Raw genomic sequence first — 24415 nt, 5'->3', positions numbered from 1 at the left:
TGCGCCCTTGACCACTCGCGCCCCAGGTGGCAGATGATGGGTCATGACTGCCAACTCTGATACTCTGCGCATTGCGGGCGCCCAGATTGCCCCCATCTGGCTTGACCGAACCGCCACCGTGGCCAAGGTGGTTGCGTTCATCCATCAAGCGGCCGATAACGGGGCGCAGCTGGTGTCCTTTGGCGAGGCGCTCGTCCCTGGCTATCCGTTCTGGATCGAGTGGACCGACGGCGCGCGCTTCGACTCCGCGGTGCAGAAGGTGCTCCATGCGCGCTATCTCGATCAGGCGGTACAGATCGAAACGGGACATCTGGCGAGCGTGTGCGACGCGGCCCGAGCCCGCGGGATCGCAGTCATTGTAGGCTGTATGGAGCGCCCGGCCGACCGTGGTGGGCACAGTCTGTTCGCCAGTCTGGTGTACATCGATGCCACCGGCACCATTCAGTCGGTGCATCGCAAGCTCATGCCCACGTACGAGGAGCGCCTCAGTTGGGCCGGCGGCGATGGACACGGCCTCCGGACGCATGCGCTTGGCCCGTTCACGGTGGGGGCACTGAACTGCTGGGAGAACTGGATGCCGTTGGCCCGCGCGTCGTTGTATGCACAAGGCGAAGACCTGCACATCGGCATCTGGCCGGGCAGTGTCCGCAATACGGAACACATCACGCGATTCATCGCGCGGGAGAGCCGTTCGTATGTGATGTCCGTGAGCGGCCTGCTGCGGCGGTCCGACGTGACCGACTCCATGCCGCACGCAGCGCTGCTGCGCGAACGCCTGCCTGAAGTGATGGCCGAGGGCGGATCGTGCCTGGCGGGGCCTGATGGATCCTGGCTCATCGAGCCGGTGGCCAACGAGGAGCGCCTGATCCTGGCCGACATCGAACATCGGCGGGTACGGGAGGAGCGGCAGAACTTCGACGTGGCGGGGCACTATGGACGGCCGGATGTGTTTCAACTGACGGTGAATCGCGAACGGCAATCGATCGTACGGTTGGTGGATTGACGGCTCGGGGCTGGGCGGTGAGCAATTTGAACCGCGAAGGTCGCCAAGTGCGCAAAGTTCCACCTTGCATAGTTCGGTTTGCTCGTTCGATGTCAACTTCGCGCACTTGGCGAACTTGGCGGTTCAATCGTTCTGGCGCATCAAGCATCCCACCTCTCGAATCGCCCATGCGCGCAACATCGAAAGTGACTCGCTGGCAGCTTGGCACGCTCAGCGCCTTGCTGGGCCTCTCCGTGCACACCGCGGCCGCGCAGGGCAGCGGCGTGCCCGCCGAGATTGCCAAAGCGCAGGCCTCGCTCCGTGCCGGACAGCCCGACAGCGCCATCGCCACCCTCGAAGACTTTTTCCGACGGCAGCCGCAAGCGCTCCTCGGTCGCGTGGTGCTCGGCAACGCCTACCGACAGAAGGGCGATCTCGACAAGGCGCTGGCCACGTTTCTGGCCATCACACAGCCGCCGCCACAGCAGTTGCAGGCCATATTCAATGCGGCCGCGATCTACGCCGTGCAGGGCAAGGCAGACAACGCATTGCAGCAGCTCGACCGGCTCAAGAAAACCGGTGTGTTCGACATGGAACTGGCGCGCAACGCCAAGGACTTCGAGGCACTGCAACGCGACGCACGATTCGCCGCCCTGATGTTTTCGCCGGCCGACTTCACCAATCCCTTTGTCGAGCCCGTGAAGGTGTTGCGCGAATTCACCGGCGAAACCAAGGGCGATCAGTTCAGCTGGATTGCCCGCGGCATCGGCGATGTGGATGGCGACAAGGTCACCGACATCGTTGCGTCGGCACCCACCTTTGGGGCGAACGGACAACCCATCGGCCCGGGTCGCGTGTACGTCTATTCAGGCCGCCATGGCAGGCTCCTGTGGATGCAGACGGGTGCCGCGGGTGAGAATCTCGGACTTGGGTTGGAAGGCGCCGGCGATGTGAATGGTGACGGCGCCGGCGACGCGATTGCTGGTGCCCCGGGCAGCAACCGGGCGTACGTGTATTCTGGACGCGACGGCCATGTGCTGCAGACGCTCGCCGGTCGCGACACCGCCGAACGATTCGGGAGCAGCGCCGCGGGCGCGGGCGACGTGAATGGCGATGGCATGGCCGATGTCATTGTCGGTGCGCCCAACAACAGTGCCAAGGGCGCTGGCGCAGGGCGCGCGTATGTCTTCTCGGGCAAGGACGGCACGCTGTTGTTCACGCTGGATGGTGAAAAGGCCGGTGACGCATTCGGAAGCATCGTCGCGGGCTCCAAGAACCGGCGCGCGACACCTCTGTTGGTGGGGGCGCCTGGATCCGGTGCCACGCGTGGGACCTCGCCGGCGGCCGGTCGCGTATATGTGTACGACGCCACCACGCACGCCGAGCAATTCAGGATCGATGCCGACGAGACCGGTGGCGCGCTCGGTGCCATGTTCACCTCACTCGTGGGCGACGTGGATGGCGATGGGGTCCTGGACGTGTATGCCGCCGATTTCTCTGACGCCGGCAAGGGTCCGTCAACGGGACGCGTCTACGTGCGCTCCGGCTCGGACGGCCGACCGTTCTTCACACTCTCCGGTGAACACGCAGGCGACGGCTTCGGCATTGGCTCGGCCGACGTGGGCGATGTCAATCATGACGGGTACGCTGACCTGCTGATCGGCGCGTGGCAGTATTCGCGCGTCGCCCAGTCGGGAGGGAAAGTCTATCTGTATTCCGGCAAAGACGGCACGGTGATGCGCACGATCACCGGACGCATCGCCGGCGAAACGCTGGGGTTCGACGCGACGGGCATTGGTGATGTCGATGGTGACGGCACCATCGACTTTCTGATCACGTCGTCGTGGAGCAACGTGAGGGGGTTTCGCAGCGGACGGATGTGGGTGATTTCAGGGAGACCCGGACGCTAACGTCGTCCGCCACTTCTCCGCTTCGCGTGCTTTCCCCCAGGCCACGTACAGCGCGACGATTCGCCCTCGCGCATCTCGCACCACTGGCGATTTCTCGCCTTGGCTCGCCACGAGTTTCGCCTCGGCGTTCAGCAGCAAACGCTCCGCCTCGGGGAACTTGTGCGCCAGCACCAGATGCTCACCCAGTGCGCTCTCGCTTGAGGCCAGCAGCCAATGGCCCGGCGGGAGGTTTCTGGTGCGCAGCGCCAGACTTGCACGCAACCAGCGCTCGCCGGCTGACAGCGAATCCAGGTGTCCGAGGGCTCGACCGAGATACTGCATGCTCACCGCGATCGCGGGGTGCGTATCGTCTATCGTTGTGCCTCGCAAGGCCAGCACTCGACGTGAGAGGTCGGCCGCCTCGGCCCATTGACCCTTCCGCAACAGATGGTCCGCCAGGTTGAACATGGTGAACGCATAGTCAGAGTGCGTCTCACCCAGAATGCGCTTCCGCGCGGCGAGCACCGCGCGCAGCATCGACTCGGCCTCGTCCATTTTCCCCAGTCGTTCAAGGGTGCCCGATCGCACGGCCAGCGCTGACCACACCAGTGGGAAGTCGTCCCCATGGGCACGTCGCGCAATTTCGTAACCGCGCTTCGCCAAACTATCGGCTTCGACGTTCTCACCCATATCGCTGGTGATTGCCGCGGCATTGATATAGGTGGTTGCCATGGCGGGATCGTCCGCCTTGCCGCGCTCGCGACTGACGGCAAATGCCCGACGCAGCACCGTCAGTGCCTCGGCGTTGCGTCCCAGCCGAAACAAGACGCGTCCGCGATTCTCGAAGGCCGCCACCTCCTGCAGGGCGTCCGGGTGTGGGAACTGCTCGTAGAGCTGCTCGGCCTGCAGCAAGAGTGAATCAGCCTTCTCATACCGACCGCTGTTCTCGTGCACAAGGCTGAGCTGACTGAGCGTCACGGCCGTCTCGTAGTCACCGCCAGGCGCCGAGCGTCGACGTTCGGCCAGCGTTCGCACGAATTGTCGTTCCGCTTCGGCAAATTCGCCAAGCGCCAGGTAAGTGCCACCGACAATGCTGCGCACTTCCGCGTCCAACGACGGGGAGAGCTGCTGCGCATCGAGTCGACGCGCCGCAGAGTCGAGCACGGTGCGCATGGTGATGTCCTTGCCAAACGACTCGGGATTGGACGCGCCCAGCATCGTGGTCAGGAACGCGGTGACCTCGCGCGCCCGCGCGTTTTCCGACTCGGCGCGGCGCGCCTGCCGCTGAGACACCACCACACCGGTTACCAGCGAGGCCAGCGCCACACTTCCGGCCACCGTCTCCAGCGCATGTCGCGCGACAAACTTGCGCACCCGATACCAGGCGCCATCGGGACGTGCCGCGACGGGACGACCGTCCAGATAGCGATCCAGATCGTCCAGCAATGCATCCACCGAGGCGTAGCGGCGCGCCGGCTCGATGCGCAGTGCCACACCGGCGATGGCGTCCAGATCACCGGCCAGCCGACGACGCGCCCGCTCTGGCGAGCGTTCCCCCAACACGCGCCACCGATCGGAGTCCATGGCATCGCCCAATCGAGGCACGGTCGCAGTCCGGATCTGCTGCGCCATGGTCATCGGCGACGCGCTGGTGAACGCCAACGGACGTCGGCCCGCCAGCAACTCATACAGCACCACCCCAAGCGCGTAGATATCCGCCCGGGTGTCAACGGCTTCGCCCCAGATTTGCTCGGGGGCCGCATACTCCGGCGTGAATGCCTGCTGCCCAATGGCCGTGATCGGCACATCCACCCGCAACTCCGTATCCGATTCGTCCAGCAATTTGGCGATGCCAAAGTCCAGCAGCTTGACCGTCCCGTCTGCCGTCACGAAGATGTTGCCGGGCTTGAGATCCCGATGCACCACCAACCGCTGGTGCGCGGCGCGCACCGCCAGGCACACTTGCCGGAACAGCAGCAATCGTTCACGTACGCGGAGCACACGCTCATCACACCACGTCGTGAGCGGTGCCCCATCGACATACTCCATCACGAAGTACGGCGTGCCCGTTGGCGTGACGCCGCCGTCCAGCAGCGCGGCGATGTTCGGGTGTTGCAGCGACGCCAGGAACTGCTGCTCGGCGCGAAACCGCGCGACCGCCATCGCGTCGTCAGCGCTCCGTCGCAGAAACTTGACGGCCACGCGCTGCTGATACTGCGCATCGGCGCGCGTGCCTTCGTGCACCGCGCCCATGCCCCCCATGCCAATGCGACGTCCCACGACAAACGCGCCCAGTCTCGTCCCGGCGCCGGTCTCGGCGTCGAATGGCATGGGCTGGGCGATGCCGCTCAGCGACTCGGATCGTTCATGCGCCAGCAGCAGGGCGCGCAGCTCGCGCGCCAGCACCGCATCGCCTTGCGTTTGCGATAACACCAGCGCGTCACGCGCCGCTGGCGCCAGCTCGAGCGCTTCGGCAAAGAGCGACTCCAGTCGTTCGAAACGGCGCGCCGTCAGTTCGTCGCCGATATCCGTCACGCGGGATCTTCAGTGAGCGCGCGGAGCAGGAACGCGCGGGCAAACGTCCAATCGCGCTTCACGGTGGCTGGCGAAAGGTCCAGGACCCGCGCGGTTTCCTCAATGTCGAGCCCGCCAAAGAATCGCAGTTCCACCACTCGCGCCTGTCGCGGCGCCAGCGTGTCCAGCCGGACCAATGCGTCCTCCAGGGACAGCACATCCACATCACCGCCGGCGGCGATGGCCATGGCATCGTCCAGGGTGACGCGCACGCCATGATCGCGCTTGAGGCGACGACGGAACCGCGCGTGGTCGACCAGCACCCGGCGAATGGTCTGCGCGGCCACCGCGAAGAACTGCGCGCGATTCTGCCAGGTGATCTGCGTCATGCCCAGCAAGCGCAACAGTGTTTCGTCGGCCAGTTCCGTGGGCTGCAGCGTGTGCCCGGGCGCTTCGTGTCGCATGGCACGCTCCGCCAGTCGCCGGACGTCCGCCATGACGGCGCGGGCGAGTCGGTCAGCGGCGCCCGGCACGCCACCCTGCACGTCCGACAGCAGGGCGGTGATCGGCGACTGGTGTGCGGCGTCAGACATGTGATCGGAACGAGTTCATGATGCGCCAATGCTACGGCGCAGCACGTTCCGTCGGCAAGTCGTGTTGGGTCTGTCATGGCGGCACTCACACAGGCGACGGGTGGCGCCGAACTGGCTCACGACGCGTCGCATCCACCGGACGCCCACCCGCCGGCCGCGCGCTATTCGCCCAGGGCGCGGAGTTCCCGGGCCTTGCTGCGGCTCACATCGAGTAGCGTCCCGTCGGTCAATTCGGCCACCAGTCGTCCCTTGCCCAAGCGCTTGAACGCCTTCACATGGTCGAGGTTGACAATCGACGTGCGGTGAATGCGCGCGAATCGCGCTGGATCCAGTCTTGTCTCGAGGCGTGACAGTGCCACATGCACCAGATGACGGGCGCGCCCCACATGCACCGCGACGTAATCACCGTCCGCCTCAAACCATGACACGCTGTCGACGGCAACGGGAATGATGGCGCGACCTGAGCGCACGAACACGCGACTGATCGGTCCGCCGCGCGACGTTTCTCGATAACGATCCAGTGCCGGCGCCACCACGGGTTCACTCATCGAGGCGCGAACCCGTTCGAGTGTTAATGCCAATCGGTCGGCGCCGAATGGCTTGAGCAGGTAATCCAGCGCACCCAGTTCAAACGCCTCGGCGGCGTGTTGCGCCCACGCCGTCGTGAAAATCACATACGGATCATGCGTGGCTCGTCGCGCGACCTCGGTGCCCAGCATTCCAGGCATCTGGATATCGAGGAACACCAGTTCCGGGCGTAGCGTGTCGATCGCGTCGAGGGCCGCGGGACCATTGGCCGCCTCGCCGACGCAGGTGATCCATTCGATGGGCGCCAGCATGGCCCGCATACCGGCGCGGGCCAGAGGTTCGTCGTCGGCTATCAACGCGGTGACGCGATGCTCGACGGTCACGAGTCGCGCTCGGCGTTGGCGTTTCGCGGAACCGCAATGGTGGCTGTGAAGCCGTGCCCTGACCGCGTGTCGACACGCAGGACGCCGCGATCGGCGAACAGCACGCGCAATCGGTCTCGCAAGCGCGCCAGCCCGGTACCGCCGTTCGCGAGCGCTGTCGAGTCGGCACCGACCCCCGTGTCATGCACGACGACGGTAAGTGTGGTGCCATCGACGCGCGCTTGAATGTGCAGCGACGTGGCCTCGACCTGCGGTGCCGCACCATGGCGTACGGCATTCTCAACCAGCGTCTGAAGCGCAAATGATGGAATCAGTGCGTCACGCGCATCGTCAGCCATGTCCATCGTGACCTGCAGCCGATCACCAAATCGGAGACGCTCCAAAGCGAGGTAGCGCTCGACAAACGCCCACTCGTCGTCAAGCCGAATGAGGTCGCGGTCTTCCTCCAGGCTGGTGCGTAGGAGTCCCGCCAGCTGCTCCGTTGCCTGTGTTGCGCGATGTGGCTCAAGCGGAATGAGCTGCACCACTGTATGGAGTGCATTGAATAGGAAATGCGGATTGAGTTGCGACCGTAGCGTGGCCATTCGGGACGTCACCGCCAGCGCTTCGGCAATTGCCGCACGCTGCGCCGCTTGCGACGCATAGGTCACACCCGCCACCATAACGTAGAACCACACGCCCATGACGAGGAACGGCACCAATGGTGCCCGCATGGCCAGTTGCAGACCACCCGAGTGCACCGTCAGCAGGGTCGATTCAAGCAGTGCGGCCAGTACCATCCAGGCAATGGCATAGAGTGGCGCGGCAGCCACATGAAGCGCGATGAAACGCGGGTGCATGGGCACCGGCCACGGAAAGCGCTGCGTGAGCCGGTTCACGCCGAGTCCCAAGACCGCCGCGCAGGCCACGGCGCGCATCCCGGCGAACACGGCCGAATGCACCGTCGTGCCGGGATGCGCGGTGACGATAAGCGTGGAGTAGAGTGCCCACACTGGGAGCCATCCAATCACCAGCTGCAGCCAGACCCAGATCTTCGGCATCCACCAACGTGCACGCGGTGTTGACGAAGCGGCAGGGGCCATCGACATCGTCGTCCGAAGGCGGCTTAGCGCGGTGCGGCGGCGGCCACGCGCTTGGCATCGATTCGCGTGACACCTTCGGTCCATTTCGTCCCGTTGTCATACGAGCGATCGAGCCGGTACGTGAAGCTCGTCGGCGTGATCTTGGAAAATGTGGCCCGCGAAATGTAGGCCTTCCCCTCAGCATCCTTGCCGCTCCCCGTCACGATCATCTCCCCGCCTTTCCATTCAGCGGCAGACGACGACACAATGCCCTTGTAGACGTCCACAGCGGAGAGACTCCACCGACGAGCGGCCGAGTCGAAGTAGCGTACGGTGTGCGCCAGCAGCAGCGGATTGCCGGAGGCATCGGTGAGACGCAGTTCGTCCTCGATGCCCCAGCCGTCGAGTGCCCGCCATGCTTTCCAGGTGCCGGGAAGTTTCCCGACGCCGTGCAGCCGCTGGGCCAGCGTGGTCGCCTGTGGCTGGCCAACGAGCTCCCACTGGCCAACCAGAAAATCGAATTGCACGCCTTCCTTGGGTGCAATCGGCGGCGGCGGTGCGGCCGTACCGCTGTGCTGCGCAATCGCGACGGCAGGCAGTAGCAGCGCGAACATCGCGACCAGGGCGTGAGACGTTGGGCGACGGCGGGCGAGTGTGGTATGGGTCATGAAAACTCCGGGTTGATCGCGATGGGTCAGCAGGTGACTGACTGGACGAGTGAACCATGACGCGGCGACCGGGGCACGAACAGGTACGATTCGCTGAACGGTCGCACGAGGCGGTTGAACGGCAACGCACACGGTAGCGACGGCGCGGTGGCCCACCGTATCGTCCTCCGCATGACTAACACCACCGCCACCCACACCGACTCGCCGCTGCTCTCACTGCGTGGCGTCTCCCGACAATACGACACCCCCGCCGGTCCCTTCACCGCGCTCGACGACGTCTCGCTGTCCATCAAGGCCGGCGAGTTCGTGGCCGTCGTTGGCGAGTCTGGCAGTGGCAAGTCTACCCTGCTTTCGCTCCTCGCCGGGATCGACCGGCCGACACACGGCGAAGTCATCATCGACGGCACGCCGGTGCATGCGCTGGCCGAACACGAACTGTCACCATGGCGCGGACGCGCCGTCGGCATCGTGTTCCAGTTCTTTCAATTGCTGCCCACGCTGACGGCCGCCGAGAACGTGATGCTGCCCATGGACTTCTGCGGTACATTTGCGCCGAGAGCACGACGGGCTCGCGCCGAGTCACTGCTCGATCGGTTGGGCGTGGCCGATCAGTGCGACAAGCTGCCGTCCACGCTGTCTGGTGGTCAGCAACAGCGCGTGGCGGTGGCGCGGGCGTTGGCCAACGCACCAGCGCTGTTGCTGGCCGACGAGCCCACGGGCAATCTCGACTCGCGGACCTCTGACGCCATGTTGGCGATCCTCGCGCAGCTCGCGCGCGATGGGCAGACGATTGTCATGGTCACCCACGAGCACCGAGCCATTCAGCATGCCACCCGCGTGCTGACACTGGCCGATGGTCGATTGCTGGCTGAGCATGTTTAGTCGAATGGTTGAGCGGGCATTGAGTCCGCGGTGGCGAAAGGTGCTGCGCGACCTGCAACTGCATCCATCGCGTACGGCACTGGTGGTGCTGGCCATGGTGGTTGGGTTGGCTGGCGCGGGTTCCGTGCTGGACACCTGGTCGCTTATGCGTCAGGTCACGCGAGAGGAGTATCGTGCCAGTCGGCCGGCGTCAGCGACGCTGCGTGTCGACTCGGTCAGCGCGGCGATCGTGGCACAAGTACGGGCCATGACGGGCATTGCCGCAGTCCAGGCGCGCCGCACCGTGAATGGTGGCGTGCGGGTGGCCGGTGCGGCGTCTCCGCGATCATTGGTGGTGTTCGCGCTCGACGACTTTGAGAGCAGCGCGATTGGCAAGGTGCTGAGCGAAGCGGGCCAGTGGCCTCCGCGCGACGGCGAACTCGTGATCGAACGTTCGTCGGTGGATTATGCGGGCGCCTCCATTGGTGACTCACTGCTGGTTCAGGTGGGCGACAACGCGCCGATCACGATGGCCATCACTGGCATCGCGCGGGATGTCGGTCTCGCGCCGGGCTGGATGGAGCACGTGGTGTACACCTTCGCGTCGCCGTCGTCGCTGCGCTCCCTCGGCCTATCCGCGACGTTCAACGAACTGCAGTTCGTGGTGCGTGACAGCACGCTCGATCGCGACGGCATTCGTCGCGTGGCACAGCAGGTGCAGCAACTGCTTCAGCGCAATGGACGCACCGTAACCGCGGTGGACGTTCCGGTGCCCGGACGACACATCCACGCCGCGCAAATCGACTCGCTGTTGTTCACGCAAGGCGCGTTCGGCGCGATCGCGCTGCTGCTCAGTGGCATTCTGGTGGTCAATCTCATTGGCGCCATGCTCACCGGACAGGTGCGCGAAATTGGCGTGATGAAAGCGATTGGTGCGACACCTCGACAGATCGCACAGATGTATCTGCTGCTGGCGTTTCTCCTTGGACTCGTAGCCTGCGCCATTGCCATTCCGCTGGCGGCATTTGTCGGACGCTGGTATGCCGACTTCACCGCCGACCTGCTGAATTTCAGCACGAAGGGGTTCGCGATTCCGTCCTCGGCGTTTCTCGTTCAGCTGGCAGTCGGGTTGATCTTCCCCGTGGCCGCGGCGGCAATTCCGGTTTCACGCGGTTGTCGAATTTCGGTGGGAGAAGCGCTTCGGGACGTTGGCATCACGGCCACGGGCTCGCGCGCCGCATTGGGCGACTTCGGCAAGCGCCTCGATGCAATGGGTGGCATGGCGCGACCGCTGCTGCTCTCGTTACGCAACGCGTTTCGCAAGCGACTGCGCATGTCATTGACGCTGCTGACGCTGGCGATGGGCGGCGCGGTGTACATTGGCGCGCTCAACCTGCGCACCTCGGTGCGCGGCGCGGTGGGGCTGCTGTTTGACACGCAACGGTACGACATGGCGTTACGCACGGCCAACGCCTGGCCGGCCGACTCGCTCGAAGCGGTTGTGCGTGCCATCGGCGGCGTGGGTGACGCAGAAGCGTGGAGTGCAGCGCGCGCGACACTGGACCGCGGCGACGGCCTGCCGGGCAATGCGTTTCCCGTCAGCGCGCCGACGCCTGGCACCGCCATGCTCAAGCACGATATCACAGCGGGACGATGGCTCAACGACAGCGACGAACGCGCGATCGTGGTGAATCGTCGCCTGTCGGGCGATGAGCCGTCCATGCGCGTTGGCGCGACGGTGAATCTCGTGATTGCCGGTCGAACGCAGCCGTGGCACGTGGTCGGTATCGTGGAATCCGGCCCGTCGCCCGCGTCCTATGCGCCGCGGGCGACCATCGCGGCAATCACCGCCGGCGGTCGGGTCGATCGCATGGTCGTGGCGTCGTCGTTGCGCGGCCCGGCATCACAACTGGACCTCATGCAACGGCTCCGTGCCGCGCTCGCGCAGAGCGGCTACCCGGTACAAACCGGCCAGATGATGGTCGAGTCGCGCAAGGTCACTGAAGATCACCTGTTGATGGTGGCCGGGTTTCTGGGCATCATGGGTCAACTGATGATCGTCGTGGGCGGACTCGCGCTCGCGTCCACTATGGGCATGGCCGTTCTGGAACGTACGCGAGAGATCGGTGTGTTGCGCGCCATTGGCGCGCGCCATGGCGCAATTATGACCATGGTGCAAATCGAAGGACTGGTAATTGCGCTGCTCGGTTGGGCGTTGGCCATCCCGCTGTCGCTGCCCATGAGCGTGGTACTGGGCCGAGCGTTTGGGCGCATCATGCTGCCGCTGGCGGTGACCTGGATGCCTGATGTGGCCGGCGTGGTGCAGTGGCTGGGCGTGGTGTTGGTCGTGTCGGTTGTTGCCTGCGCGTGGCCGGCGTGGCGGGCAACGCGGATTACGACGCGCGCGGCTCTCGCCTACGAGTAGGTCATCACGCGTGCGCGCCAGATGCGGGCGACGTCCGGCCAGGGGCGTTTCAGCAGCCGGGCGACAATGCTCTTCGTGTCGCCGCCGCGTCCGTCGCTGTTGAAGAGTTCCTTCACCGCCGCGACGCCACCCTGTCGGAACACCATGTCAACGAGCACCGCTCCGGCGGGATAGAACTGGGCATTGGAGAACGAACCGGACATGATCGCATCGAGCGATACCGTGGGGCGTTGTTTCAAGAAATCGGCGAGCGATCGAACGGATGCGGAGAAAGTGGCACCAGCGGTGCCGCCAATCCACGTGGGGACACCTTCGGAGACCAAATAGCTCGTATTCCCCGTGACCAGAGGGGCCAGAACGAGATGCACCAATTCATGGCGGTACTCCTCTCCCAGCGCGGGGTTTCCCGAGAACAGCATACGATTCACCGGCTGCGCCGCTCCGCCAGTCGGTCCGAACTTCACATCCGATTCGAGGCCCATGATCCGGTATACCTCATCGACCGTTGGCGTGAGGAAGTACGTGAGCGGCGCAAGCGTCGGCACGCCGAAGGCGGCGGCCAGTGAGTCGGTGAAAGCGACCGCGCGTTTCGCCCGTGCGTGATCGTAGGGGTAGTCTGGTGCGTACACATAGGTGATAGGACCAACGGTGTCGCGATGCCATTTGGCGGTCAGGCGCGGCAGTGCGTTGGAAAGTTTCCACGCACCGCCTTCTCGCGCCGCGAACACGGTCACCGTCATCGCCGTCCACCAGGTGGCACTGCGTGACGCCTGATTGCCGGTGTGAAAGCGCGTGGTGATGCGATAGGCATCGCGCGCGCCTTCGCGGACCGGTTCAACAGCGACAATTTCCGGAACCGCCGCGTCGTCGAGATAGAAGTCGGCCAGATCGTACACGGGCCAACGCGTTTGCTCTGCGGCTGACCAGTACGGTGATGGTGTTCTGGCGGTGGCCGAGAACCGGCCCACGCGGGATGCCAGGTAGGCCTGCCAGGTGCGATACACGGCACGGGCATTGGTGGTCAAGTGTGTCGTGTCGAGGCGTGCAGGGTCTGCCTGCGCGTTCGCTCCAAAGCCACTTACACTCAGCCCTACCGCGAGGGCCACGGCCCGCCAGCGCGTACGAATCACCAGCACGCCTTCTTGCGGGTGGACCGTGTCCCTACTTCCACACGCAGATTTCGTCGAGCGGCTTCCGAACGATATCCGGCACTTTCGCATCTGTTGCGGGATACCCCACCGGCATCACCAGCATGGCCTTCTCGTTCGCGGGCCGACCCAGCAATTCGGACAGAAACGCCATCGGGTTGGGCGTGTGCGTGAGCGTCACCAGTCCCATCTTGTGCACGGCCGCGATGAACAACCCGGCCGCGATACCGCACGACTCCTGCGTGTAGTAGTAGGTACGCTTGCTGCCATCCGGCTGCATCCCATACGATTGACGAAACAGCACCACCAGCCACGACGCGTCAACGAGATGCGGCTTGTGCTGATCGGTGCCCAGCGGCGCCAACGCTTCCAGCCATTCCGCCGGCGCGCGGCCACTGTAGAACTCGCGCTCTTCCTCCTCCGCCGCGCGACGAATCTCCGCCTTGAGCGCCGGATCGGACACGGCCACGAAGGTCCACGGCTGCTGGTGCGCCCCGCTGGGCGCCGTGCCGGCGGTGCGAATCGCGTACTCGATGAGCTGCCGCGGCACGGGCTCGCTGGAGAAATGGCGAGTAGTGCGACGGAGCTTCATGCGCTCGTAAAACGCGTGGGCGCGCGACTGTGACTCGTCGAGCGAGACGCGCTCGAACTCCAGCGGAACGAACGGATGCTCAGGCATGGCGGCGGTCCTGCAGTTGACGGAAACAACCAACGACACCCGTAAACAGTCGCCTCATGATGGTCCGGTCAATGCCCGGCCTGGCCTGGCCCGCCGCTATTCCGGTCGGCGCCAACGCAATCCCGTGAACCGCGCGAAATCGGAATCGTCCGAAAACTCTAGGGCACCGGAGTCAGCATCCGCGCCACCTGCTCGGCGGTGGCGCGGAGCATGGCATCGAGTGCCGCCCGACTGTGATACTCCCCCCGCAACACCACGCCGGAGATCGCCCGCGTGGCCCTGATGTCCCGCAACGGATTGCGGTCGAGGAGCACCAGATCGGCCGCGTGGCCGCGGGCAATGGTCCCGTGCCGAGCGGTGCGGTTGAGAAATCGCGCGCCATTGATAGTTGCGCCCTGCAGCGCCTGCAGCGGCGTCAATCCCGACTCGACCAGCAACTGCAATTCGTCATGCAGCCCAACGCCGGGGTAGTCGAACGAGTTGAGAAACCCGGCGTCGGTGCCGGCCAGGATCATCACGCCGGCCTGCGCCAGCATGGGCAGGCGCGCGCTGGTGAAATCGAACATCTGGTGACGACGTGCGATCGCGGCCGCATCGGCGGTGGCGGCCCGATCAACGCGACCTTGATAGGTGGCACGCAAACCCGGACCGATGTACTTGAGGTACTCATCGTTGGCATGCGTGTCGGTATCCAGCCAGGCCAACGTGCGGCTGATATTCAGGGTGGGCGTGATGGCGGTGCCCTGTTGCGCCATCAGTCGGTACGTGGCCATGGCGGTCGCCGAATCGAACGCGGCAATCATGTCACGCGCCGGTGGTTGGCCGGGCCGCTCACTGCCCGCACGCACTGCGTACGACAGATGTTCGATGGAACTCAATCCCAATTCCACGGCCTCGCGCACCGGCACGGCAACAGGGATGTGCGCCGAACTCTTGAGTCCACGCTGGCGAATCTCGCCCAGCGCATAGCGGAACAGATCGGGCTTGAGCGTATTGTCCGTGAGCTTCACGAAGTCCACGCGCATGGCCTGCAGTTTGTCGAGCGCGCTGTCTACGCCGGCCTTGGTGTCCACTTCCTGGTCGCCCGGCCAAATAGAGTTGATCCCTTCGATTTTCGGACCCGACGTGAAGATGGTCGGGCCAGTGATCGTGCCGTGCGCGACCGAGTCGCGCCACGCCAGCACGCTCTCCGACAGGTCGCCCGCCGCGTCGCGCACCGCGACGATGCCATGCGCGATGAACAGCGGCATCAGCGCGCGATTCTCGGCAATCAGCGCCGGGCCACCACCGAAGTGCATGTGCATGTCCCACAAACCGGGGATCACGTATCGCCCGCGCGCGTTTATGGTCTGTTTCGCGCGGTAGCCCGCCGCGCCGCGTACATCTCCGACAGCAACGATGGTGTCTCCACGAATGGCGATCGTGCGGCCGGCCGTGATGGCTCCGGTCTCGACGTCGATCACACGGGCATTGGTGATGAGCAGATCGACCGCTGGTCGCTGCCCTGATATGTGAGCCAATGGCAGACACGCCACCACCATGGCCCGGATCGCAACGGTGCGGATTCGCATGGGCCTACGCCGCATCCAGTGCGGCGACGGCGTCGGCCGCCTCCGGTGACGTGAGCACCGGAAACACCTCGAACTCCACCAGGTCCCGCCACTGCGACATCCACTCCTCCAACAACGCCGAGTCGTCGCACTCCATGACCTGATAGCACCGCGTGAGATCGGTGGTCACCCAACTCGCCACGTACCCGAGCCCGACCGGCGCCAGGCGCCCTCGCTCAGCGAACCGCTGGTACACCGGGCGTGGATTCCCCTCGCGAAAATGCTCGACTATCAGGAAACGCATTGATCAGGGACCGTCGCGAAAGGGGTGGCAGAGGGTGACTGCGGGGATCATGCACCACCCAATCGGCCCGAGCTAGCTCCTGTTATAAGAAATGCTTGACAATATGTAAGAAATATATTACTTCTCCCTTAACCTTCTTCCGGTGGGTTTATGAACGTCATTCTGTTGGGCATTATCGCGGTCGGGGCAGCGTTTGGGGTCGTCTTCTTCACGGTTCGTCGAGCGCAGCGTCGCATGCCGCCACTCCAGCTGGCACCTGGCGAATCGATGCCAACCACCGCGCTCCAGCGATCGGCGCGGAACACGCTGCTGCTTGCATCGCTCATCACCGTCGTCGCGGCGGGCGTTGTCGCCACCCACGGCGCGCAGGTATTCTGGGACAATGACTCGGTGCGACTCACCGTGACCGGCCTGTTGATTGCTGCCTTGGCGGTGTTCACCGTCTATATGGGGCGCGTGTCCATGTGGATGACGCGGGACGATGGCACCCTCGATGAGCGCGACCGCGCCATTCTCGCTACGGCGCCCGCTGGAACGGGACCGGCCATGCTCGTCACGTTGGCCGTCTGGATGATCGGGCTCACCGAAGCGTACCAAAGCACGCACCTGGTTCCGTCGGTGTACCTCTACCTCATCTTCTGGTCGTGCCTGATGGTGAACGTGCTGGCGCAACTTGCCGGTGTCATGCTCGGCTACCGGAGGCAGTAGCCATGCCCAAAGCCACGATACGCAACGACATTCGACGACTGCGCTTCGCGCACGACGAGATGACGCAGCAGGCGCTGGCCGATCGCGTCGGATGCACACGACAGACCATCATGATGCTCGAACAGGGCCGCTATGTGCCGTCGCTGCTGCTGGCCCTTCAGATCGCCAAGGTGTTCGGCACGACCGTGGAGGCGATCTTCACGCTGGACGATGCCCGCGACGATCAGATGCCTGGCGTACAGAGAAACGCCTGACACCGCTGGCAGGGAATACCCGACTGCGACCGGGTCCAGCGCACCCCACAATGTTGGATACCAGATACAACTTTCAGGTATTCCTTCAGAAGAGGTCCGGCCCGATGATTCCGACCCGATGGCTCGCGTACTCCGCGCTGATCGCAATCGTTGTCGCGTGCGCTCCCAAGGGCGGTGATACGCCAGCCGCTGCGGCGTCCAGTGACGCGACACCGGCAGTGGGTGGACAGGCGTCCGTGCAGGACAACGAATCCATGCCCGACGTCGTCAAGGTGGCGGTCGGGTCGAAAGACCACACGACACTGGTGGCGGCGTTGCAGGCGGCGAACCTTGTGAACGCCCTCGCCAACGCCGGTCCGTTCACCGTGTTCGCGCCCACCAACGGCGCGTTCGACAAGTTGCCCAAGGGCACGGTCGAGACGCTCGTGAAACCCGAAAACAAGGCGACGCTGGTCAACATTCTCTATCATCACGTGATCACGTCGGCGCTCGCCGTGGAAGACCTGCCGGCGGGCGACCTGATGATGGTCGATGGCACCACGGCCGCGATCACGAAGCAGGGGGCGGATACCTACTTCGGCGGCGCCAAGATTGTGGCTTCGGTGCGCGCGTCCAACGGGTGGGTGCATGTGATCGACGGGGTCATCGTGCCGACCGCCAAGAAATAGCGTTACCGCGGCCGCTGCAGCAGCGCCGCCATTCGCTCGTGGATCAAGGTGATGGCTTTGAGGGGTCGCACCATCACCTTGAAATCCACGATGCGGCCGTCCTCGTTCCAGCGAATCATGTCCACGCCGTTGACGGTGATGCCGTCGATGTCGACCTGGAATTCCAGCACGGCATCACGCGTGCCAACGAGTTCGCGCACGTAGCGGAATGTCTCGTTGAAGAACACGTGGAAGGCGGCGGTCAGGTAGCGCGTGGCGACAACCTTGCCCACTTGCGGCGTATGCACGATGGGCGAGTGAAACACGACGTCGTCGGCCAGCAGCCTCTCCAGTGCGGCCGGATCCCGTGACGCCACCAGGTGATGCCACGCGCTGACGGTTTCGATACTCATGGGCCTTCGGGAAAAGGTGAGAACCGCCTGTCGCAGCCTGCACGCATCAGCGTTTTCGGAATGACACTCGGAGATTGGTGAATTCGCCGCCGTTGACTGAACCCTGAAGGCCGGCATTGTTGGCAACGTACGAACCCACGAATCGAAATGATCCGCCGTCAGCGCGACGGTAGGTGATATCGAGCGTGTCACCACGTCGCGTGCCGGCAATGGTGAGCGGGTCGCCGCTGCCGGGCACCAACAGCGCGGTGAGACTGCCAGTGCCTTTCACGGTTGACGACTCCCGCGTGAGCGTCATGAACAGCACCTGACGCGTGACCACGAGGTCCGCCGTCCACGCTTCGGTGGCGCGTGGTTGTATGGCATCCCCGCACGCGACGAGGCCAGCGAGCAGAGTGGCAATCGCTGCTGGACGCCGCGCCACCATCACTCTTCCTTGTCCGTCACAAACAGCGCATCGAACTTCCCGGTGGCCACGGCGGCATCCAGCGTCGATGCCACTTTCGTCATCAGCACCGGGTCGCCCTCGCCCTTCCCCATCGAGAACGACACGCCGCCGCCGATCGTCCCTTTCACGGTCTTGCCGTCGATCGTGAGCACGATATAGAAGCCGTCCAATTCGTCGGGCTCCCGCCGCGCGCCCAGTGTCGCGATCAACACGTCCACCATCGCCTTGCGGAGAGCGCTGCCGCCGGGTGAGAGCGTGTACTGCGTGATGTCGCCCGGGCCGCCGCGCAGGAACAGCCCGCGGTACGGCAGCGGGACAAAGTGCGGACGCTCCACCAACCGATCGGCGCCATCTGCGCCACGCACCCAGGAAAAGTGATGCGCTACCCACTGCGGATCGACATCATCGCGATCGCGAATACGCATCCGGCTCGCATCAATCGGAAACGTGTACGAGGCACCCGTCTTCCATTCGGTGACACCCACCATGGGCGGATGATCGGACCCGTCCATGGAGAACCAGACAAAGCTCCGTTCGTCGGGTGCGAGCGACACCGGCGGGATGCTGCCCATGCGTCTCGCGTCGGGGTCGTCAACCAACTCCTGGAATGACAGCGTTCGCGTATCGAGGACGGTGTTATTGACCAGATAGAGTCCCGGCGTCGCCAACGTGGCGCGGTCCACCCAACCGCTCACGGAATGGCGCGTACGCGCCGCGTGATACACCGTGGCATCCGCCGTCAGTGGTTCGCCAGTGATGTCACCGTAACACGTGCCGATCGGTTGCGACCGCACGGTCGATCCATCCTCGGTGAGCATCACACAGTGCGCGTCACCAGCGTCATTGGTGGACTGCACCAGCAGTGCCGTACGCGCACCACCAACGACCGCCACGGCGCCGACCGCCTGATACGACGGCATGGGTTGGCCTCGATAGGCCAGACGAAACGTCGAGTGCGCGCTGACCGGCTCGTCGACCCCGCTGTGCGAGAAACTTCCCGCCAGCGTCTCGATGGTGAATGGTCCCACGGCATCAGTACGCACCGGCTCCGTCGCGCGCATCACGCGAAAGCGATACGAGAACTGATCGGGGAGTGGGGGGGCGCCCGGCTTCGCGTGCGGGAACCACGCGCTCCACGCGGTGTCCGGCGCGTTGGAATTGCCCTTGGACGACAGGAGAAAGCCGCCGAATCGCTTCTCGCCAATGCCCACGTCAAGCACGCGGTCGCCGCGGGTGGTGAAGAGGCGCGCCGCACCGGGCACGACCCAGTGTCCATCTTCGTACCGAGCCAGGTCGACGAACAGCGGGCCATCCTCGCTCTTTCGCGTCACCCGGCCTTCACTGGTACCCAGTCGCGTCCAGCCCGCTCCCGCATACGAAGCCGGACTGACGGTGTCTGCGGCAGGCCAGCGAAACTCCACCGCCATCAACAGTCCGTCTCCGTCGGCCTCAGGCGCCACGTCGGCCCGCATGCGTGCCACGCCGCCAATCGTCACCGCAATCAGCGTCACGGCGCCAAGGGCCAATCCCATCGCCTTGAGGAAACCCGGATTCGTCCCGGCGGCGACGGCGCGCGCCACCACCAGACCGACCACGCCACCAACGAGTGCGCCACCGATGGCGATGACGATGACGAAGTAGCCGGCGCCGCCTTCAAACGACGAGATGCGATACCAACTGGTGGCCAGACTGGCGATGAAACCCGCCAGGACGAGGCCCGTCGCGGCGGAGAGCGCGGCGACGACGAGCGACAGTATCCAAGTCATGCGGCCAATCTACGGCGCGATCGGCTGCCCGCGAGGTTCAGCGTCGCAGCGGTTCGTGAATGCGGCGCTCGTGTTCGTGTATGGCAAGGTCGTTGATACTGGCAAAGCGACGCGCCATGAGACCCTCCGGCGTGAACTCCCAATTCTCGTTGCCATACGAGCGCCACCACTGACCGTTCGCGTCATGCCATTCGTATTCGAAGCGCACGGCCAACCGGTTGTCCGTGAAGGCCCACAGGTCCTTCTTGAGTCGATAGTCCAGTTCTCGCTCCCACTTACGCGTCAGGAAGGCGCGAATCTGCTCACGTCCACGCAGGAATTCCGAGCGGTTGCGCCATTCCGAGTCTTCGGTGTAGGCCATGGACACGCGCTGCGGATCGCGGCTATTCCAGGCGTCTTGCGCCGCCTGCACTTTGGCGGTGGCCGTTTCCAGCGTGAACGGGGGAACAAGCGGCTGGCTCATGGTCGGTGTGGATGAGAGGGGAACGTGCTATACGTGGCCGATTCCGATGCACGCCTCGACCCGCACGGCCGGCACCCCGTCGCTGGTCTGCGCCCGAAGCGCGTCCAGATAGGCGCGTCCTGCTGCCGCCGTCTGCTCGGGACCCAACTGCGCGAACAGATACGCCAATGGCGGCGCCGACCTGGTGAAATTCGTCCAGAACGTCTCGGGCGACTCCACCCGCAGCGTACGGGTGGATTCCGTGATCTCCACGCGATGGAATCCCGCCCGCTGCATCTGTTCGCGCAGCGCGGGGGCCCCGGCCAGGCGTGCCCAGACCGGCGCCGTTGGCGGCGGTTCGAATCCCGGGGCTACGGTCCGTATGGCGCGCATGACGCCCGTCATCAGTTCCAGCTTGGCCGGATCGCTCCAACAGACCACCGCGGCGCGACCACCAGGACGGAGCACGCGCCGCAACTCGTCCAACCCCTTGGCGATATCCGGAAAGAAGATCAGTCCGAGCACCGAGACGCTGGCATCGAACGAGGCATCAGGGACGCCCAACGCTTCGCCGTTCATGACTTCGGCGGTGATATTCGACAGTCGTCGTTCCGCGATGCGTGCGCGCAGGCGCGTCACCATGCCGGGGGCAAAATCGGTGGCCAGCACGTCCGCACCGGCGCGGGCCGCCAGCAAACTGAACGCGCCCGTGCCCGCCGCCACATCTATTACGCGATCACCGCGCGAAAGCCGCAGCAGTTCCAGCGCGTGCGCGGCGAACTGCGTGCTCAGCGCCTCGAACGACTGTTCATAGTCGGCCGCGATGGCGCCCCAGTTTTCAGGAACCTGATCAGGATTCGGTGTGCTCATGCCGCAAACTACTGCATCGTCCTGCTTGCCATTCAGCGCAGTAAGGCGCGCAGGGTCGAGCCGGCTTCGTAGTGCACATCGTCGATTCGCCATGTGGCGCCGGTGCTTCGCAGCGCATACCGAATGGTGCGGTCGCGATAGCCATCGCCGAAACGCACGGCGACGGTCGCCGACGATCCGCGCACCACGGCAGGACTCACGGCAAAACGCGTCGGATACTCCTGCGAATCGGTGAACGGGTCGCCATCGATCACCGGCACCTCATTGGGTGAACCGGGGCGCGCAAGGTACGCGGCGATCGCCGCGCGCAATGAGGCGGTGAGCCAGCCTTGCTTGTCCGCCACGCTGGCCGTGTCAAACCCCATGTCGCCGGCAAAATGGCGTTCCAGAAATACTTGCACGACACCACTGGGTGAGGTGGCCGGCAAGAGTGCACCGGCCGACCGCGACAAGGTCCAGATGACGTTGTCCACGGCGATCAGCATCGTGGTGCCATCCACCCGATGAAAGTCGAACGATCCGGCATCGCAGGTGAGCAGTACGCCGGGAACAGGGAATCGCACGATGCCCAGTTGTTCAGCCGCTGATCGAGCCGGGGCGGGCAATCCTCCTTGAAACAACCCCTCGGCCGGCTGCGACGCCGACTCGAACCGGGCACGACCACAGTTCAGCACGCCGGGGCCACGCACGCGGCTCGCCTCAAATCGCACCGTGCGGCCAACCCACGCCTTGGTATCGGCGCGGTCGACACCTTGACGCACCCAGGGAGCGCTCACGCCGCGCTCGACACGCCACACGCCGAGCGGTCTACCCTGAGCCGGCGCGTGCACGGCGACCAACGACAATGCGGCCACGCCGACGGCGCGCCGAACTACACGAGAACGTGCCGCAAGCATGAGCATTTCCGGATCGTCGAGGGGGTCTTAAGACCATATCCCGCATAAGGTTGATGGTAGAAGGTCGGGGCGCAAGGCCAGCGAAAATCGACCGAAAACTGCCCAGTACGGTTTTTCGGTTATATTTGAGATTGGCCGAAACGCCAGTGACCCACGATGTGTCCGCGTAGCTTCACGACCGCTCCGTTGGCGGTCGCTCCATCCCAAGGGCCTTTATGAGCGATTTCGCTCGCCTCCCGCGCATCATCCAAGGCGGTATGGGCGTCGCCGTCTCCAACTGGAAACTGGCGCGCGCCGTCTCGCAGGCAGGGCATCTGGGCGTCGTCTCAGGCACGGCCCTCGATGTGGTCCTCGTACGTCGATTGCAGGACGGCGATCCCGGCGGTCATGTGCGGCGCGCGATGCAGAGCTTCCCGATGCCTGACGTCGTGGCCTATGTGATGAAGCGCTTTTTCGAACCTGAAGGGCGCTCAGCGGATCAGCCGTATCGCCTGCTGCCCATGTATAAGCAGACCGTCACGGCACTGCGTGATCAGATCACGATGCTGGGTTCTTATGTCGAAGTGACGCTGGCCAAGGAAGGACACGACGGTCTGGTGGGCATCAACCTGCTCACCAAGATCCAGATGCCCACGTTGCCGGCGCTGTACGGCGCGATGATGGCTGGCGTGCATGTGGTACTGATGGGTGCCGGCATTCCCCGCGAAATCCCCGGGGCGCTGGATGCGATGGCCAACCACGAGACCGCGTCAATCAAGCTGGATGTGGTCGGTCAGCTGTCCGGCGAAACGTCGTTCCTGACGTTTGATCCGCGCACGCGGTTCCCCGACGCCACCGCATCGCTCGTCCGCCCCCGTTTCTTCCCGATCGTTTCCGCCGCAACCCTGGCCCTGACGCTGGCGCGGAAGTCCAACGGCCGCGTGGATGGATTCATCGTGGAAGGTCCAACGGCCGGCGGGCACAATGCGCCGCCGCGCGGTCCGATGAAGCTCAATGACAATGGCGAGCCGATTTATGGTGAGCGCGACATTGTCGATCTCTCCGCGATGCGTGAGATCGGTCTGCCGTTCTATCTCGCGGGTGGTGGTGGGTCACCCGAAGCGCTAGAGCATGCGTTGTCGGAAGGTGCCGCCGGCGTGCAGGTGGGCACGCTCTTCGCCTACACCGACGAATCGGGGTTCACCGCCGACATCAAGCGTCGCGTGATTGCGGGCGCGTTGAACCACTCCCTGCACATTCGAACAGACGCGCGCGCCTCGCCGACCGGCTATCCGTTCAAGATCGTGATTGTCGATGAGAAGGCACCGATCTTTCAGCCGCGCGAGCGGTGCTGCGATCTGGGGTATCTGCGCGAGACGTATCGGCGTGCTGACGGGCGGCTGGACTATCGGTGTTCATCCGAACCTGTCGACACGTATATCAAGAAGGGCGGTACGTCTGAAGATGCGGTCGATCGGCAGTGCCTCTGCAACGCCCTGGTGGCCGGTATCGGCATGCCGCAGGCGCGCGAAAACGGATGGCAGGAACCCTCCATTATCACCAGCGGTGACGATGTGGTGAATCTGGCGCGGTTTCTGGAAGGCCGGACGCACTACGGCGCGGCCGACGTACTGGCGTACCTGACCCGCGAGGTCGCCGTCTCGGTCTGAAGACGGCGTAGTTAGTGGTCACGGTCGAGCTCGCCATGGTAGATGGCGAGCTCGACTTGCATGCGGGCCTTGCGGCACTCATCCGTCCGGGCCAAGATCGGCGCGAGAATATTTGTGTCACTCCGCCCGTGCTGTCGCACAGAGGTCCCGTCATGTTCCGCCGTCTCGTCGTGGCGTTCGCCGCCGTCGTCCTGTCCAGCGTATCGCTGCAGGCGCAGATCACCGTGTACAACACCAACCTGGCATTCCTCGGTGCGGTGGGTCCGGTCACCATTGAAGACTTCACCAGCGACTACCACTTCGATCTGGGGTCCACGCTCAACTCCCTGTCGGCGTACACCCCCGGCTCGGGGACTCCAATCGCCCCCGGCGACATCAAGGCTGGGGTCACGTATTCGGTATCGGGCGGTCCGCTGGTGATCGACGCGGGCGGGAACTTCACCGGCGGCTTTCTGGACGGCCTCTACAATCGCAATACGGTCGGTCCGCTCACCGCGACCTTTGCTGGCCCGGTCTCAGGCTTCGGTTTCCTGACCAATCAGTTGATGGGCACGTTTTTCGACATCACCATCAATTATGTGGGCGGCAGCTATACCAATCAGATCGCGCTATCCACGGGCAACCAGTTTTTCGGGTTTGTCAGCGGCGCGCAGAACATCACCAGCGTAGTCATCGGCGGCGATAGCCAGGTATTCAACTTTGCGCTGGACGATTTCACGTTCTCCGCCGTGGAATAC

The 24415-nt window shown here is 64.5% G+C and carries 24 protein-coding genes; 9 read left to right on the top strand and 15 right to left on the bottom strand.

Annotation, left to right across the window (positions count from 1 at the left end; all coding sequences use genetic code 11):
• Positions 1–43 precede the first annotated feature (43 nt).
• The gene (locus IPP90_06195) at positions 44–1003 is read left to right on the top strand and encodes a carbon-nitrogen hydrolase family protein (protein MBL0170313.1); all 960 of its coding nucleotides are present in this window, start codon (positions 44–46) and stop codon (positions 1001–1003) included.
• 167 nt (positions 1004–1170) lie between these two features.
• Positions 1171–2892 carry an FG-GAP repeat protein gene (locus IPP90_06190; GenBank protein MBL0170312.1) on the top strand — a complete coding sequence of 574 codons (1722 nt, stop codon included), beginning with the start codon at positions 1171–1173 and terminating at the stop codon, positions 2890–2892.
• On the opposite strand, the gene IPP90_06185 is transcribed toward IPP90_06190, so the two are convergent.
• The 5 genes from IPP90_06185 to IPP90_06165 form a co-directional block, all read right to left on the bottom strand.
• Positions 2872–5406: a serine/threonine protein kinase gene (locus IPP90_06185; GenBank protein MBL0170311.1), complete on the bottom strand. Its 2535-nt coding sequence runs from the start codon at positions 5404–5406 to the stop codon at positions 2872–2874. The genes IPP90_06190 and IPP90_06185 overlap by 21 nt on opposite strands.
• A complete protein-coding gene (locus IPP90_06180) occupies positions 5403–5978 on the bottom strand; it encodes a sigma-70 family RNA polymerase sigma factor (GenBank protein ID MBL0170310.1) in 576 nt (191 codons plus the stop codon). The genes IPP90_06185 and IPP90_06180 overlap by 4 nt, the downstream gene beginning before the upstream one ends.
• A 161-nt stretch (positions 5979–6139) precedes the next feature.
• Entirely contained in the window at positions 6140–6889 is a 750-nt protein-coding gene (locus IPP90_06175; GenBank protein MBL0170309.1) for a response regulator transcription factor, read from the bottom strand.
• Positions 6886–7929 (bottom strand): histidine kinase, encoded by a 1044-nt coding sequence (locus IPP90_06170; protein ID MBL0170308.1) that lies wholly within the window; start codon positions 7927–7929, stop codon positions 6886–6888. Before IPP90_06170 ends, IPP90_06175 begins: the two co-directional genes overlap by 4 nt.
• A 65-nt stretch (positions 7930–7994) precedes the next feature.
• Complete coding sequence (locus IPP90_06165; GenBank protein MBL0170307.1) at positions 7995–8618, bottom strand: hypothetical protein; 624 nt, start codon at positions 8616–8618, stop codon at positions 7995–7997.
• Between the two features lie 171 nt (positions 8619–8789).
• Here IPP90_06165 and IPP90_06160 point away from each other — a divergent pair, with 171 nt between their 5' ends.
• A complete protein-coding gene (locus IPP90_06160) occupies positions 8790–9500 on the top strand; it encodes an ABC transporter ATP-binding protein (GenBank protein ID MBL0170306.1) in 711 nt (236 codons plus the stop codon).
• Positions 9493–11904: an ABC transporter permease gene (locus IPP90_06155; protein MBL0170305.1), complete on the top strand. Its 2412-nt coding sequence runs from the start codon at positions 9493–9495 to the stop codon at positions 11902–11904. Before IPP90_06160 ends, IPP90_06155 begins: the two co-directional genes overlap by 8 nt.
• On the opposite strand, the gene IPP90_06150 is transcribed toward IPP90_06155, so the two are convergent.
• From IPP90_06150 to IPP90_06135, 4 genes are all read right to left on the bottom strand, one after another.
• Complete coding sequence (locus IPP90_06150; GenBank protein MBL0170304.1) at positions 11895–13040, bottom strand: hypothetical protein; 1146 nt, start codon at positions 13038–13040, stop codon at positions 11895–11897. The two genes, IPP90_06155 and IPP90_06150, sit on opposite strands and share 10 nt — an antisense overlap.
• A 25-nt stretch (positions 13041–13065) precedes the next feature.
• A complete protein-coding gene (locus IPP90_06145) occupies positions 13066–13731 on the bottom strand; it encodes a nitroreductase family protein (protein ID MBL0170303.1) in 666 nt (221 codons plus the stop codon).
• Between the two features lie 158 nt (positions 13732–13889).
• A complete protein-coding gene (locus IPP90_06140) occupies positions 13890–15302 on the bottom strand; it encodes an amidohydrolase family protein (protein MBL0170302.1) in 1413 nt (470 codons plus the stop codon).
• Positions 15303–15306: 4 nt separating this feature from the next.
• Complete coding sequence (locus tag IPP90_06135) at positions 15307–15585, bottom strand: DUF3303 family protein (protein ID MBL0170301.1); 279 nt, start codon at positions 15583–15585, stop codon at positions 15307–15309.
• Between the two features lie 150 nt (positions 15586–15735).
• Between IPP90_06135 and IPP90_06130 the strand changes: the two genes are divergently transcribed.
• From IPP90_06130 to IPP90_06120, 3 genes are all read left to right on the top strand, one after another.
• Positions 15736–16293 (top strand): hypothetical protein, encoded by a 558-nt coding sequence (locus IPP90_06130; GenBank protein ID MBL0170300.1) that lies wholly within the window; start codon positions 15736–15738, stop codon positions 16291–16293.
• 2 nt (positions 16294–16295) lie between these two features.
• Complete coding sequence (locus tag IPP90_06125; protein MBL0170299.1) at positions 16296–16547, top strand: helix-turn-helix transcriptional regulator; 252 nt, start codon at positions 16296–16298, stop codon at positions 16545–16547.
• Positions 16548–16651: 104 nt separating this feature from the next.
• Complete coding sequence (locus IPP90_06120; protein MBL0170298.1) at positions 16652–17215, top strand: fasciclin domain-containing protein; 564 nt, start codon at positions 16652–16654, stop codon at positions 17213–17215.
• Between the two features lie 2 nt (positions 17216–17217).
• Here IPP90_06120 and IPP90_06115 read toward each other — a convergent pair whose 3' ends face one another.
• From IPP90_06115 to IPP90_06090, 6 genes are read right to left on the bottom strand one after another with little or no spacing between them, the layout of a single operon-like run.
• On the bottom strand, positions 17218–17607 hold the full coding sequence (locus tag IPP90_06115) for a nuclear transport factor 2 family protein (protein ID MBL0170297.1): 390 nt from the start codon (positions 17605–17607) through the stop codon (positions 17218–17220).
• Between the two features lie 46 nt (positions 17608–17653).
• Complete coding sequence (locus IPP90_06110) at positions 17654–18031, bottom strand: hypothetical protein (GenBank protein MBL0170296.1); 378 nt, start codon at positions 18029–18031, stop codon at positions 17654–17656.
• Between the two features lie 2 nt (positions 18032–18033).
• Positions 18034–19821, bottom strand: coding sequence for a hypothetical protein (locus tag IPP90_06105; protein ID MBL0170295.1), 1788 nt, complete (start codon positions 19819–19821; stop codon positions 18034–18036).
• Positions 19822–19858: 37 nt separating this feature from the next.
• A complete protein-coding gene (locus IPP90_06100) occupies positions 19859–20284 on the bottom strand; it encodes a nuclear transport factor 2 family protein (GenBank protein ID MBL0170294.1) in 426 nt (141 codons plus the stop codon).
• A 27-nt stretch (positions 20285–20311) separates the two neighbouring features.
• Positions 20312–21133: a methyltransferase domain-containing protein gene (locus IPP90_06095; protein ID MBL0170293.1), complete on the bottom strand. Its 822-nt coding sequence runs from the start codon at positions 21131–21133 to the stop codon at positions 20312–20314.
• Between the two features lie 32 nt (positions 21134–21165).
• Positions 21166–22029, bottom strand: coding sequence for a hypothetical protein (locus IPP90_06090; protein MBL0170292.1), 864 nt, complete (start codon positions 22027–22029; stop codon positions 21166–21168).
• A gap of 257 nt (positions 22030–22286) precedes the next feature.
• Between IPP90_06090 and IPP90_06085 the strand changes: the two genes are divergently transcribed.
• A complete protein-coding gene (locus IPP90_06085; GenBank protein ID MBL0170291.1) occupies positions 22287–23678 on the top strand; it encodes a nitronate monooxygenase in 1392 nt (463 codons plus the stop codon).
• Between the two features lie 152 nt (positions 23679–23830).
• A partial coding sequence (locus IPP90_06080; protein ID MBL0170290.1) for a hypothetical protein occupies positions 23831–24415 on the top strand: 585 nt, incomplete at its 3' end.

Source organism: Gemmatimonadaceae bacterium (assembly GCA_016720905.1).
Taxonomy (GTDB): Bacteria; Gemmatimonadota; Gemmatimonadetes; order Gemmatimonadales; family Gemmatimonadaceae; genus Gemmatimonas.
The sequence above is the reverse complement of the archived record's forward strand: the minus strand, read 5'-3'. Positions and strand labels throughout refer to the sequence as shown.

What these genes read in the sequence shown, in the direction of transcription:
- IPP90_06195 (MBL0170313.1), top strand. Translation starts at nt 44, where the DNA reads ATGACTGCCAACTCTGATACTCTGCGCATTGCGGGCGCCCAGATTGCC.
- IPP90_06190 (MBL0170312.1), top strand. Translation starts at nt 1,171, where the DNA reads ATGCGCGCAACATCGAAAGTGACTCGCTGGCAGCTTGGCACGCTCAGC.
- IPP90_06180 (MBL0170310.1), bottom strand. Translation starts at nt 5,978, where the DNA reads ATGTCTGACGCCGCACACCAGTCGCCGATCACCGCCCTGCTGTCGGAC.
- IPP90_06170 (MBL0170308.1), bottom strand. Translation starts at nt 7,929, where the DNA reads ATGCCGAAGATCTGGGTCTGGCTGCAGCTGGTGATTGGATGGCTCCCA.
- IPP90_06165 (MBL0170307.1), bottom strand. Translation starts at nt 8,618, where the DNA reads ATGACCCATACCACACTCGCCCGCCGTCGCCCAACGTCTCACGCCCTG.
- IPP90_06160 (MBL0170306.1), top strand. Translation starts at nt 8,790, where the DNA reads ATGACTAACACCACCGCCACCCACACCGACTCGCCGCTGCTCTCACTG.
- IPP90_06155 (MBL0170305.1), top strand. Translation starts at nt 9,493, where the DNA reads ATGTTTAGTCGAATGGTTGAGCGGGCATTGAGTCCGCGGTGGCGAAAG.
- IPP90_06145 (MBL0170303.1), bottom strand. Translation starts at nt 13,731, where the DNA reads ATGCCTGAGCATCCGTTCGTTCCGCTGGAGTTCGAGCGCGTCTCGCTC.
- IPP90_06140 (MBL0170302.1), bottom strand. Translation starts at nt 15,302, where the DNA reads ATGCGAATCCGCACCGTTGCGATCCGGGCCATGGTGGTGGCGTGTCTG.
- IPP90_06135 (MBL0170301.1), bottom strand. Translation starts at nt 15,585, where the DNA reads ATGCGTTTCCTGATAGTCGAGCATTTTCGCGAGGGGAATCCACGCCCG.
- IPP90_06130 (MBL0170300.1), top strand. Translation starts at nt 15,736, where the DNA reads ATGAACGTCATTCTGTTGGGCATTATCGCGGTCGGGGCAGCGTTTGGG.
- IPP90_06125 (MBL0170299.1), top strand. Translation starts at nt 16,296, where the DNA reads ATGCCCAAAGCCACGATACGCAACGACATTCGACGACTGCGCTTCGCG.
- IPP90_06120 (MBL0170298.1), top strand. Translation starts at nt 16,652, where the DNA reads ATGATTCCGACCCGATGGCTCGCGTACTCCGCGCTGATCGCAATCGTT.
- IPP90_06115 (MBL0170297.1), bottom strand. Translation starts at nt 17,607, where the DNA reads ATGAGTATCGAAACCGTCAGCGCGTGGCATCACCTGGTGGCGTCACGG.
- IPP90_06105 (MBL0170295.1), bottom strand. Translation starts at nt 19,821, where the DNA reads ATGACTTGGATACTGTCGCTCGTCGTCGCCGCGCTCTCCGCCGCGACG.
- IPP90_06100 (MBL0170294.1), bottom strand. Translation starts at nt 20,284, where the DNA reads ATGAGCCAGCCGCTTGTTCCCCCGTTCACGCTGGAAACGGCCACCGCC.
- IPP90_06095 (MBL0170293.1), bottom strand. Translation starts at nt 21,133, where the DNA reads ATGAGCACACCGAATCCTGATCAGGTTCCTGAAAACTGGGGCGCCATC.
- IPP90_06090 (MBL0170292.1), bottom strand. Translation starts at nt 22,029, where the DNA reads ATGCTTGCGGCACGTTCTCGTGTAGTTCGGCGCGCCGTCGGCGTGGCC.
- IPP90_06085 (MBL0170291.1), top strand. Translation starts at nt 22,287, where the DNA reads ATGGGCGTCGCCGTCTCCAACTGGAAACTGGCGCGCGCCGTCTCGCAG.